This is a genomic window from Curvibacter sp. AEP1-3 (assembly GCF_002163715.1).
Classification (GTDB): domain Bacteria; phylum Pseudomonadota; class Gammaproteobacteria; order Burkholderiales; family Burkholderiaceae_C; genus Allorhodoferax.
In genome coordinates, this window is sequence record NZ_CP015698.1 from 2,388,522 (window position 1) to 2,400,525 (window position 12,004).

Consider the following 12,004-nt stretch of genomic DNA (forward strand, 5'->3'; position numbering starts at 1 on the left):
TGGCTTTGTGAGGGAGGTAAACCGAGGGCTTACTTCTTTTTAAGGAACTTGCGGGCTGCCGAGATCTCTGCAGCCATCACTGCGATTTCCGATTGGATGCGGGCAATGTCGATTTCACTCTTGGCGTTCTTCAAGGCTTCTTCCGCGGCCGCTTTAGCAGCATTGGATTTTTCCTCGTCCAAGTCCTTGCCGCGAACGGCCGTGTCAGACAACACGGTCACGCAGTTAGGCTGCACTTCCAACAGGCCGCCGGCTACGAACACAAACTCTTCGCTGCCATCGGCTTTTTGAATGCGCACCGAGCCGGGCTTGATGCGCGTGATCAGGGGCGTGTGGCGGGGCTTGATGCCCAGCTCGCCAGCCTCACCGGGAAGCGCCACGAAGACGGCTTCACCGGAGAAGATGGACTCTTCTGCACTGACCACATCAACGTGGATGGTGTTCATGACTTAAACCTTCTTGGCTTTTTCGAACGCTTCGTCGATGGTACCGACCATGTAGAACGCTTGTTCTGGCAGGTGGTCACATTCGCCGGCAACGATCATCTTGAAACCACGGATGGTTTCAGCCAAGGTCACGTACTTGCCGGGAGAGCCGGTGAACACTTCAGCCACGTGGAAAGGCTGAGACAGGAAACGCTGGATCTTACGAGCGCGTGCCACAGTCAGCTTGTCTTCAGGAGCCAATTCATCCATACCCAGAATCGCGATGATGTCACGCAATTCCTTGTAGCGCTGCAGAGTACCCTGCACTGCACGGGCAGTGTTGTAGTGCTCTTCACCCACCACATTGGGGTCCAGCTGGCGGCTGGTGGAGTCCAGAGGATCCACAGCAGGATAAATACCCAAGGAAGCGATGTCACGGGACAACACCACGGTGGAGTCCAAGTGAGCGAAGGTGGTCGCAGGCGACGGATCGGTCAAGTCATCGGCAGGCACGTAAACGGCCTGGATGGAAGTGATGGAACCCACTTTGGTAGAGGTAATACGCTCTTGCAGACGGCCCATTTCTTCGGCCAGTGTAGGCTGGTAGCCCACAGCAGAAGGCATACGACCCAGCAGAGCGGACACTTCTGTACCGGCCAAGGTGTAACGGTAGATGTTGTCCACGAAGAACAACACGTCACGGCCTTCGTCACGGAAAGATTCCGCAATGGTCAAACCAGTCAACGCAACGCGCAAACGGTTGCCTGGTGGCTCGTTCATCTGGCCGTACACCATTGCCACTTTGGACTTGGGCAGGTCTTCCAGATTCACAACACCGGAGTCAGCCATCTCGTGATAGAAGTCGTTACCTTCACGGGTACGCTCACCCACACCGGCAAACACGGACAAACCGCTGTGCGCCTTGGCGATGTTGTTGATCAGTTCCATCATGTTCACGGTCTTGCCCACACCGGCACCACCGAACAGACCGACCTTACCGCCCTTGGCGAACGGGCATACCAAGTCAATCACCTTGATACCGGTTTCCAGCAGCTCTTGCGATGGGCTCAGCTCATCGTAAGTAGGAGCCTTGCGGTGGATAGAAGCTGTCAACTCGGAAGCTACAGGACCACGTTCGTCGATGGGCGCACCCAACACGTCCATGATGCGACCCAAAGTAGCCTGGCCCACGGGGACCATGATGGGCTTCTCGGTGTTGGACACGATCATGCCGCGGCGCAGGCCATCGGAAGATCCCAAAGCGATGGTACGGACGATGCCGTCACCCAGCTGCTGCTGAACTTCCAGCGTCAGGGTGGAGCCTTCCATCTTCAGCGCGTCATAAATGCCGGGCATCTTGTCACGTGGGAACTCAACGTCCACCACCGCGCCAATACACTGAACAATTTTTCCCTGGACTTGGGAGTTAGCTTGAGCCATTTTTCGCTCCAAAAATTAAATCTTTAACAAAAACTCGGATGCTTCCGTGCGGTACGGTTTACACCGCCGCGGCACCGGCCACGATTTCCGACAACTCTTTGGTAATGGCGGCTTGGCGGGTCTTGTTGTAGACCAGCTTCAGTTCACCAATCACGCTTCCAGCGTTGTCCGTCGCAGCCTTCATGGCCACCATGCGCGCCGATTGCTCGGACGCCATGTTTTCGGCCACGGCCTGGTACACCAGTGCCTCGACGTAACGGGTCAACAGATCGTCAATCACCGCTTGCGCATCGGGTTCGTAGATGTAATCCCAAGCGTGGTTGGAACCACTGGCTTGAGATTCAGCTTCCATCTGCGCAGCAGACAGAGGCAACAACTGCTGAACCACGGGTTCCTGCTTCATGGTGTTGATGAACTTGGTGTAGCACAGGTACACCGCATTCACTTCACCCTTGACATACGCATCCAGCAATACCTTGACAGGCCCGATCAGCTTGTCGAGGTGGGGCGTATCGCCCAACTGGGTTGCGTGCGAAACCACTTTGGCGCCCACACGGTTCAAGAAACCCAAGCCCTTGTTACCGATTGCCACTGCTTGCGCCGAAACGCCTGCAGCCTGCAAATCACGCAGCTTGCCGGTCACGGAACGCAGCACGTTGGTGTTCATACCACCACACAGACCCTTGTCTGTGGTTACAACGATAAACCCGGAGGTTTTTGCGTCGTTGGTCTGCATGAAAGCGTGCGTGTATTCCGGATTGGCCTTGCCGAGGTTGGTAGCAATATTGCGAATCTTGTCGCTATACGGACGGGCAGCCCGCATCCGGTCCTGCGCTTTGCGCATTTTGGATGCGGCCACCATTTCCATGGCCTTGGTGATCTTCTTGGTGTTTTCCACCGATTTGATCTTGCCGCGTATTTCCTTACCTGCTGCCATACAAGGCTCCTTGGGTCATCAGGTCGGAATTAGGCAAAAGACTTCTTGAACGCAGCAATTGCAGCGTTCAACTCAGCTTCAGCATCCTTGTCCATTGCCTTGTCTGCTTCCAGCTTGGCCAACAGGGCCGCGTGCTTGTCCTTCAGGAAAGCATGCAGGCCGTGTTCGAACGCCAGCACCTTTTTCACTTCGATGTCGTCCATGAAACCCTTGTTCACGGCAAACAGCGTAGCGCCCATCAGGCTGATGGTCAGGGGGCTGTACTGGGCTTGCTTCAGCAATTCAGTCACGCGTGCGCCACGATCCAACTGCTTGCGGGTAGCTTCGTCCAGATCGGAAGCGAACTGCGCGAACGCTGCCAGTTCACGGTACTGGGCCAAGTCGGTACGGATACCACCGGACAGGTTCTTCACCAGCTTGGTTTGCGCTGCGCCACCGACGCGGGACACGGAGATACCGGCGTTGATAGCGGGGCGGATACCGGCGTTGAACAACGAGGTTTCCAAGAAGATCTGACCGTCAGTGATGGAAATCACGTTGGTAGGAACGAAGGCAGACACGTCACCTGCTTGGGTTTCGATGATTGGCAATGCGGTCAAAGAACCGGTCTTGCCCTTCACGGCGCCCTTGGTGAACGCTTCCACGTAGTCAGCGTTCACGCGAGCTGCGCGTTCCAGCAAACGGCTGTGGAGATAGAACACGTCGCCGGGGTAAGCTTCGCGGCCTGGAGGACGACGCAACAGCAAGGAAACCTGGCGATAGGCCACTGCTTGCTTGGACAAGTCGTCGTACACGATCAGGGCGTCTTCGCCACGGTCACGGAAGTACTCGCCCATGGTGCAGCCTGAGTAGGCAGACACGTACTGCATCGCTGCAGACTCAGAGGCAGTAGCAGCCACCACAATGGTGTACTCCATGGCACCGGCTTGTTCCAGTGCGCGCACCACGTTCTTGACAGAAGAAGCCTTCTGACCGATCGCTACGTACACGCAGGTCATGTTTTGACCCTTCTGGTTGATGATCGCGTCAATCGCCACGGCAGTCTTGCCGGTCTGACGGTCACCGATGATCAATTCGCGCTGACCACGGCCGACGGGAACCATGGAGTCGATAGACTTCAGGCCGGTCTGCATAGGCTGGCTCACGGATTCGCGGGCGATCACACCAGGTGCCACCTTTTCGATCACGTCAGTCATCTTGGCGTTGATAGGACCTTTGCCGTCGATAGGCTGACCCAGCGCGTTGACCACGCGGCCACGCAACTCGGGACCCACGGGCACTTCCAGAATACGACCTGTGCATTTCACAGTGTCGCCTTCGGAAATGTGCTCGTACTCACCCAAAATCACGGAACCCACGGAATCACGTTCCAGGTTCAATGCCAGACCGTAGGTGGGCAAGCCATCGCTACCGGCGGGGAATTCCAACATTTCGCCCTGCATCACGTCGGACAGACCGTGAATGCGGCAGATACCGTCGGTCACAGAAACCACGGTACCTTGGTTGCGGATGTCTGCGCTCGCGGACAAACCGTCAATGCGGCTCTTGATCAATTCAGAAATTTCTGCGGGATTGAGTTGCATGACTCTTTCCTTCTTTCTTTGGTTGGGCTGACAGCGAAAGGCTAAGCCTTACGCTGAAAGAGCCACTTTCATTTGTTCCAGACGGGCCTTGACGGATGTGTCAAGAACTTCGTCACCCACCACCACGCGGATCCCGCCGATCAATTCAGCGTCCAACTCAACGGAAAGGTTGAGTTTGCGGCCGAAACGCTTCTCGAGAGAAGCGGCGACTTCCGCCAATGCAGCTGCATCGATCGGGAAGGCGCTGTACACAACGGCATCAGAAAAGCCGCCTTGGGCGTTCTTCAGTGCACGGAACTGGGCTGCGATTTCCGGCAACGCTGCGAGGCGTCCGTTATCGATCACAGTGCGCAGGAAGTTCTTTCCCTGCTCAGGCAATGCAGCCTTGATAACTCCGGCAACCAAGTCAAAAACTTGAGTGTTGGAGCTATTGGGGTTGCCGGCGAATTGCTGCAGTTGGCTGTTGCGCGCAACTTCAGCAAGTTCGTCCAGCCACACAGCTGCAGCGCTCAAGTCCGCTTGCGTAGCCTTGAACAAAGCTTCGGCGTAAGGCCTGGCGATGGTGGCAAGTTCAGCCATGTGATTCCCTTACAGCTCAGTCTTCAGGCGGGACAGCAGATCTGCGTGCACGCCAGCATTGACTTCCTTGCGCAGGATCTGCTCAGCACCTTTGACGGCAAGAGCGGCGACCTGTTCACGCAAAGCGTCCCGGGCCTTCACGGACTGCTGCTCGGCTTCAGCCTTTGCAGCGGCAATGATGCGGTTGCCTTCTTCCACGGCGCGAGCCTTGGCTTCTTCGACAATCGTCTGGGCACGGCGCTCGGCATCAGCCAAGCGAGTTGCAGTTTCATTGCGTGATGTAGCCAGTTCGGCTTCCACGCGCTTGTTGGCGTTGGCGAGTTCCGCCTTGGCCTTGTCGGCGGCAGCAAGGCCGTCGGCGATCTTCTGTGCCCGCTCGTCCAGCGCTTTTGTGATCGGGGGCCACACGAATTTCATCGTGAACCACACCAAGATCGCAAAAACGATAGCCTGCAGGAACAGGGTAGCGTTAATGTTCACGGTTTGATTCCTTCTCTAACGTGAAGGGGCCGTTGATTACTTCAGAACGAAGGGGTTGGCGAATGCGAACAGCAGAGCGATAGCAACACCGATCAGGAACGCAGCGTCAATCAAACCAGCCAAGATGAACATCTTGGTTTGCAGTTCGTTCATCAATTCGGGTTGACGAGCAGAAGATTCGAGGAACTTGCCACCCATCAGTGCGATACCGATAGATGCGCCGATAGCGCCCAGACCAACGATCAAACCGCAAGCCAGTGCCACGAGGCCGAGAATGTTTTCCATGAGAAGCTCCTAAAAGTTAGTGGAAAAGAAAAAGAAAAACGAAACAGAGAAAAAGTTACATCAATGTGCGTCGTGCGCTTGACCGGTATAGATCAGCGTCAACATCATAAAGATGAAGGCTTGCAAGGTGATCACGAGGATGTGGAACAGTGTCCACACGGTTCCGGCGACGATGTGACCAATGGCCAAACCAACACCGGTTGCCGACAGCGCCCAGCCGCCACCCATCAGGGCAATCAACATGAACACCAATTCACCTGCAAACATGTTGCCGAACAACCGCATGCCATGGGACACGGTTTTGGCAAGGTATTCGATCATCTGCATCAGGAAGTTCACGGGATACAAAGCCCAGTGATCACCGAAAGGTGCAGCAATCAGTTCGTGCGCCCAGCCACCCAGACCCTTGATCTTGATGTTGTAAACCAGGCAGACAAACAAAACAGAGCAGGACAAACCCAATGTGGTCGACAAATCAGCGGTAGGAACCACGCGCATGTAGTCTTTGAAGCCCATGGCAGGACCGGCGCTGTGCCAGATGGCAGGAATCAGGTCGACTGGCAACATGTCCATGGCGTTCATCAGGAAAATCCAGACAAACACTGTCAAAGCCAAAGGAGAAATCAACTTGCGGCTGGTGGCATTGTGAATCACGCCCTTGGCCTGGTTCTCCACCATCTCGGACAGGATTTCTACAGCCGCCTGGAAACGACCGGGAACTCCGGAAGTTGCCTTGCGGGCTGCATTCCACAAAAGGAAACATCCCAAAACACCTAGGACCACCGAGAAAAAGACGGAGTCCAGATTGAACAGGCTGAAGTCAACAATGCTCGTTTGCTTGACGCTTTCGAAGTCAAAGTTTTTCTGCAAGTGCTGCAGGTGGTGCTGAATGTACTCACCAGCAGATGGGGCATGGGTTTCAGCGTGTTCAGAAGCCATATGTCACCAAAATTCAAAGGTTTACAGCGGGATGCCGGTGCTTGGATTGCAGCCACGCGGCTACCCAGTACACCTTCATCGTCACCACGAAGCCAACCACGAGGGCCAGCCAATTCAGCGCGGGAACCAGTTTGGGAGCCGCCAGCAGCAATGCCACCGTCAAAACCACCTTCACTACTTCCCACACCACAAAACTCAAAAAGGCCGCCCCAGAGTCCTTCAACAATGCTTGCCTGCGCAATCCGCGGGCCAACACCATGGCAGGAACAATCACAGCCAACGCTCCGTATGCCGCAGACACTCCTGCTGCATGACCGAAGCTCCAACCCGCAATCGTCGCAACCACCAGAGCGGTTGCAATCTGCATACCGATGACCCGCCAAGGGGATACCGGAGGGTTGCGCTGGCGCCATTGCCGGGCTTCTTCAGCCGTCAGGGGCTTGAACTCCTCATCCGACCCCCCATCTGGGTTGTCAGAGTCTGCGGAAACAGGGGCTGCGTGCGTGTTTGTCATTGTCAAATTCGCGCTCAGACTGCTACCCAGTTCAATGCACAGCCTCTGATTATACGTAGAAACCCGCTTTCACCAGCAAATCCGCGAAATCCCCACAGCATCAGTTCTCTGTAAGGATGCGCAGTCAGGCGCCACGCAGGCAAAACCGCGGCGACGATAATGCGCAAACACGGTTGCCTGGCGCTTTGTTACAGGCATCTATGACTGTGCTGTGACAGGCACGGCATGACCACTCATTTGAAAGGCGCATCAATGGCCACCCCACCGACACCCGGCAACTTTCCGGAAATCTCACGCGCTGAATCCTTGATCGAGTACCCCTCCCAATTCCCCATCAAGGTGATGGGGCATAAGGTGGATGGATTGGTGCATGCCATCACCATGATCGCCAAGGAATTCGACCCCGGCTTTGACGCGTCCACCATCGAATTGCGCGAGAGCAAGGGCGGCAACTACCTCGGCGTGACCATCACCATCACCGCCACCAGCCGCGAGCAGCTCGATGAGCTGTACCGCACCTTGAGCACGCACCCCATGGTGAAAGTGGTGCTGTAAAGCGGTGGGCATCGACCTCCAGCAGCGTGGCCGGTTGGACTATGTGCCAACCTATGAAGCCATGCAAAGTTTTACCAACGAAAGAGACGTGGGACCCTCGTCGGAAGTGCGCGACCAGCTATGGATTTGTGAGCACCCTCCCGTTTTCACACAGGGCCTCGCAGGCAAGCCGGAACACATCTTTATGCCCGGCGACATTCCGGTGGTGCAAACCAACCGGGGCGGACAGGTAACGTACCACGGCCCCGGGCAGGTGATGGGCTACCCCATGATTGATCTCAAGCGCGCAGGCTATTTCGTCAAAGAATACGTGTACCGCATTGAAGAGGCGGTGATCAAAACGCTGTTCCATTTTGGGGTGACCGGGCACCGCGTCGCAGGTGCGCCCGGCATTTACGTACGACTGGACGACCCCACCGGTCACGCGTCCTTGGTGCAACGCCCACAGCACGGCGCCGCCACCCGCTCCGACCCGGATTTCACGGGGCTGGGCAAGATTTCGGCATTGGGCATCAAAGTCAGCCGCAACTGCACGTACCACGGCGTCGCCCTGAATGTGGCCATGGACCTGGAACCCTTCTCACGTATCAACCCTTGCGGCTATGCCAAGCTCCAAACGGTGGATCTTTCTACAATCGGGGTCCAAGTCAGCTGGCAGGACGCCGCTGATGTGTTGGGCCACAAGCTCGCCACTTACCTTGCACCCTGAGGGTGCCACCGGGGCAACTGCCTCCCTGAACCTACGCCACACCATGAGCCAAAGCGACACCACCCGCGACTCCAGCACCGCCAACCCCACCGTGCGCGAAGCCCAATCGACCGCGGACTACAACCCATTGGCCAAGCAAAAAGCACAGGCCAAATTGGCGCGCATCCCGGTCAAGGTGCAGCAAGGTGAAGTGCTGAAAAAGCCGGACTGGATCCGCGTCAAAGCCGGTAGCCCGACCACCCGCTTCTACGAAATCAAGGAGACACTGCGGGCCAACAAGCTGGTTACCGTGTGCGAGGAAGCCAGCTGCCCTAACATTGGTGAATGCTTCGGCAAAGGCACAGCCACTTTCATGATCATGGGTGACAAGTGCACCCGCCGCTGCCCCTTCTGCGATGTGGGCCACGGCCGTCCCGACCCGCTGGATGTGAACGAGCCCGACAACCTGGCCAAGACGATTGCCCAGCTCAAACTCAATTACGTGGTGATTACCAGCGTGGACCGCGACGACCTGCGCGACGGCGGTGCCGGCCACTTCGTGGAGTGCATCCGCAAAACGCGCGAACTCTCACCCAAGACGCAGATCGAGGTGCTGGTGCCTGACTTTCGCGGCCGCGACGACCGGGCGCTCGAAATTCTGAAGGCCGCGCCGCCCGATGTGATGAACCACAACCTGGAAACCATTCCCCGCCTCTACAAGGAAGCGCGCCCCGGGTCGGATTACCAATTTTCACTGAACCTGCTCAAGAAGTTCAAGGCGCTGTTCCCCGACGTGCCCACCAAGAGCGGCTTGATGGTCGGCTTGGGCGAGACCGACGATGAAATCCTCGAAGTAATGCGCGACATGCGCGCCCACAACATCGAAATGCTGACCATCGGCCAGTACCTCGCCCCAAGCACCAGCCACCTGCCGGTGCGCCGCTATGTGCACCCCGACACCTTCAAGATGTTCGAGGACGAGGCCTACAAGATGGGCTTCAAGCACGCCGCGGTCGGTGCCATGGTGCGCTCCAGCTACCACGCGGACGTTCAAGCCGGTCACGCAATGAGTGCTGTGAACAATCAGTAGAATAAGAGAAAAATTAGAAGTTAGTGAGAAAAATCAATAGAGATTTTTCGAATTCAGTTGGCGGAAACTACGAATCCTCCAATGGAACTCCAAGAATTTCGGTGTTTCCGCAGGACCAATCTCATTGGCGGATTGACTGGTTCGGCGACATTGCATTCCCCGATAGATCGGTTCGCAGGAAGCAACCATCGGTTTTTTTGCACCTCTCGCGCCTTGCGGATGAGCGCTTCCGATCGGATCCGTCGGTCTTGCTGCACCCACAGTGCACCGGCCCAGCAAAGCTTCAAAGACGAATCTGGGTCTCGGTCGGCACCCTGGCACTGGTTCGAATCGGAGACATTTGGCACAAGGGCGGATTAGCACTGCGTCCCGATTACGAATTGGAAGAGTTTGCGAGCCTTCAAGTTGACCCGGGGTCAACGGCCATTGTCAAAGCCGGCTTGAATCTCAATAACGAGGGTTTCCTGCTCCCCATTAGTGAGCATCCCTGGCACATCCAGTGCACGCAGTCCTACTGCTTGATGGTCCAGCTTCCCCATGACCGCAGACTGATCATCCCCTGCGTGGAGTTGGCCCGCTTTTACTTCGGGTCGTCCAGCGGACTGATTTCCCGGCTGTTCCTGCCGCCTCTGTTTCGTGATGCGCTGTTTTCCAGCGCCTCGCTGGATCCTTATTCCCGCAGGCTTCAAATTGATCTAGCAGACAAGATGTCTGGCGCCTCAGCCGCAGATATTGGTCGGATCGCCATGGACCCTATCGCTGCGCGGGCAGCGCGGATTGTCGGAAACTCTTGCCTCAGAGCATCTACTGCCGGACTGCCCATCTATCCACAAGCGCGCTTTCCCTTTGAAGGAAAGACGAACCTGATTGCATCAGGCCGTTGGCTTTCCCATGGCGGAGTCCCCAAGTCGACCTTCTTGGTTTACAACCTGCGCTCCTGCTCACACCCGTTCCCATTCCGCTCGCTCCAGTACACCACTAAGGGGGCGCAGCCGCGCCCCAAACTCCCAAATCAGGCCCGAAGTCCAACAGAAGAACCCAGAATCCTGCGCTCGTCTGCACCTGAGGTTAAAAATCCGGCTTTGGTCGAGAAAGACGCTTCCAGCAAGCTCGCTGGCAAGACCAGGCAGGTCAGGGAATTAGCACGCTTCCCTGACCTGGAACGGAAGTCCATCTGGCGAAGTATGCGGCTCATGGCAGACGAATCTGCCACTGAACATGTCAACTCCGGCGCTCCAACCATCGACTCCATGGCAGTTGGAGAGCCCGGTTCGGGCCGACGCGTGCGCCCGGTTGAGTTGTCTGTCGTTTCCGCAAAGGCATCTGGCAAGCAGGAGGTGATACCTCTGTTTTTGCAGGATACGGTGGAAGACCTCAAGCAATTGAAAGGGTTGACCGTAGAACTCCTCACAGAAAGTCTAGAAGATGGCTGGACCGTACCCATCTCGGTGCTGGCTAACTCTGATGGCGAGGTGGCACCAGAACTGATGATCGACTGCCCAGAGCATGGTCTGCGCATGCGCAAGGCAGCTGTTTTTGCATTCAAACGTAAATCTGAGCATTTGTGCGCTGTCGTCATCGAGGCCAATCCACCCCATACCAAAATCATCCCCACCACTGGCCAAGATGAGAATGAAGTCTGGTTGACCCTGCGCTGCGCGGCCGTGGACTTCTCCAAGGCCGCACCCAGCGATACGCTTGATGCGCCACTCGCAGAGTTGATCTCCTGGGTGTTTGACGAAGAGGATCCAGTCTAAAGCCGCAGGGCGTCGATTACCGCTGAAAGCTAACTGACCTCGGATGGAGTCTTGATCACCCGCCATTATTGAACCTTGCGCAGTAAGGCCTTGACCCTTGCAAAGCCTTCCGGGGTCTCTGCGACTTTTTCTGGTGCAAGCCCATCCAGTTTGTCGTGAGGGGTGTCTAACCAACGGCGGGCTTTCAGCAAGTCGCCCAACGTCTTACATGCCAAGTTGTCCAATTCGGCAAGCCGCTCGTAGTCTGGGCTGCCAAACTCCCGCCCAACGGGCGCCATCCTGTCCCAATCGGCCATGTCATCAACCGGCGGGCCCTGGCGCATTTGCGCACTTGAAACCTCAATTCCTGGAGAAACCTTGAACATGCCCTTGAGTTCCAGCCCTGATTTGTCGCGTGCTGGGGCCAAGCGCAGCCAAGCCTCAAAAGCGGCTTGCAGGTCGAGCCAGAGTTCTGCTGATGTCCCAAAGGCGCGTGCAAGCTTGGTTGCCAAACTGGTGTCGATGTTGGCTGTACCAGTGATCAAATTGGATAAATGCTCCTGACCTATCCCAATTTTGGCAGCAGCATCAGCCAAACTCATTCCACCAAGGTACTGGGCCAGGACTGCGCCCGGTTTCGGAGGATCCGACGTCACTTTTGCTTCTCCTGAAGATCACCATCGAACAAATAATAGCCCTCCTTGATTTGCCTGTGTACCGCATGGATTGAGCCAAATCTCTACACATGGAGTT

Annotated in this window: 14 protein-coding genes; 4 read left to right on the forward strand and 10 right to left on the reverse strand. The window is 56.4% G+C overall.

What is annotated here, in order from left to right; translation table 11 throughout:
* Positions 1-29: 29 nt before the first annotated feature.
* Genes AEP_RS11060 through AEP_RS11100 form a run of 9 tightly spaced genes read right to left on the reverse strand, consistent with a single transcriptional unit; the run spans position 30 to position 7,182 of the window.
* Entirely contained in the window at positions 30-446 is a 417-nt protein-coding gene (locus tag AEP_RS11060; RefSeq protein ID WP_087495432.1) for a F0F1 ATP synthase subunit epsilon, read from the reverse strand.
* Between the two features lie 3 nt (positions 447-449).
* Complete coding sequence (gene atpD / locus AEP_RS11065; protein WP_087495433.1) at positions 450-1,865, reverse strand: F0F1 ATP synthase subunit beta; 1,416 nt, start codon at positions 1,863-1,865, stop codon at positions 450-452.
* Positions 1,866-1,923: 58 nt separating this feature from the next.
* Positions 1,924-2,802, reverse strand: a complete 879-nt coding sequence (gene atpG, locus AEP_RS11070; protein ID WP_087495434.1) for a F0F1 ATP synthase subunit gamma — start codon at positions 2,800-2,802, stop codon at positions 1,924-1,926.
* Between the two features lie 29 nt (positions 2,803-2,831).
* Positions 2,832-4,385, reverse strand: a complete 1,554-nt coding sequence (gene atpA / locus AEP_RS11075) for a F0F1 ATP synthase subunit alpha (RefSeq protein ID WP_087495435.1) — start codon at positions 4,383-4,385, stop codon at positions 2,832-2,834.
* Positions 4,386-4,433: 48 nt separating this feature from the next.
* The gene (locus AEP_RS11080) at positions 4,434-4,964 is read right to left on the reverse strand and encodes a F0F1 ATP synthase subunit delta (RefSeq protein ID WP_087495436.1); all 531 of its coding nucleotides are present in this window, start codon (positions 4,962-4,964) and stop codon (positions 4,434-4,436) included.
* Positions 4,965-4,973: 9 nt separating this feature from the next.
* Entirely contained in the window at positions 4,974-5,444 is a 471-nt protein-coding gene (locus AEP_RS11085; protein ID WP_087495437.1) for a F0F1 ATP synthase subunit B, read from the reverse strand.
* A 36-nt stretch (positions 5,445-5,480) separates the two neighbouring features.
* Positions 5,481-5,729 (reverse strand): F0F1 ATP synthase subunit C, encoded by a 249-nt coding sequence (gene atpE, locus AEP_RS11090; protein ID WP_019429175.1) that lies wholly within the window; start codon positions 5,727-5,729, stop codon positions 5,481-5,483.
* Positions 5,730-5,789: 60 nt separating this feature from the next.
* The gene (gene atpB, locus AEP_RS11095; RefSeq protein ID WP_087495438.1) at positions 5,790-6,668 is read right to left on the reverse strand and encodes a F0F1 ATP synthase subunit A; all 879 of its coding nucleotides are present in this window, start codon (positions 6,666-6,668) and stop codon (positions 5,790-5,792) included.
* Positions 6,669-6,681: 13 nt separating this feature from the next.
* Positions 6,682-7,182 carry an ATP synthase subunit I gene (locus AEP_RS11100; RefSeq protein WP_087495439.1) on the reverse strand — a complete coding sequence of 167 codons (501 nt, stop codon included), beginning with the start codon at positions 7,180-7,182 and terminating at the stop codon, positions 6,682-6,684.
* 252 nt (positions 7,183-7,434) lie between these two features.
* Between AEP_RS11100 and AEP_RS11105 the strand changes: the two genes are divergently transcribed.
* From AEP_RS11105 to AEP_RS20710, 4 genes are all read left to right on the forward strand, one after another.
* The gene (locus AEP_RS11105; RefSeq protein ID WP_087495440.1) at positions 7,435-7,737 is read left to right on the forward strand and encodes a YbeD family protein; all 303 of its coding nucleotides are present in this window, start codon (positions 7,435-7,437) and stop codon (positions 7,735-7,737) included.
* A gap of 61 nt (positions 7,738-7,798) precedes the next feature.
* Positions 7,799-8,446 carry a lipoyl(octanoyl) transferase LipB gene (lipB, locus tag AEP_RS11110; protein ID WP_232460006.1) on the forward strand — a complete coding sequence of 216 codons (648 nt, stop codon included), beginning with the start codon at positions 7,799-7,801 and terminating at the stop codon, positions 8,444-8,446.
* The gene (lipA, locus tag AEP_RS11115) at positions 8,406-9,515 is read left to right on the forward strand and encodes a lipoyl synthase (RefSeq protein WP_335583048.1); all 1,110 of its coding nucleotides are present in this window, start codon (positions 8,406-8,408) and stop codon (positions 9,513-9,515) included. The genes lipB and lipA overlap by 41 nt, the downstream gene beginning before the upstream one ends.
* A gap of 23 nt (positions 9,516-9,538) precedes the next feature.
* On the forward strand, positions 9,539-11,272 hold the full coding sequence (locus AEP_RS20710) for a hypothetical protein (RefSeq protein ID WP_157673138.1): 1,734 nt from the start codon (positions 9,539-9,541) through the stop codon (positions 11,270-11,272).
* A 65-nt stretch (positions 11,273-11,337) separates the two neighbouring features.
* Here AEP_RS20710 and AEP_RS11130 read toward each other — a convergent pair whose 3' ends face one another.
* On the reverse strand, positions 11,338-11,907 hold the full coding sequence (locus AEP_RS11130) for a HigA family addiction module antitoxin (RefSeq protein ID WP_157673139.1): 570 nt from the start codon (positions 11,905-11,907) through the stop codon (positions 11,338-11,340).
* Positions 11,908-12,004 lie beyond the last annotated feature (97 nt).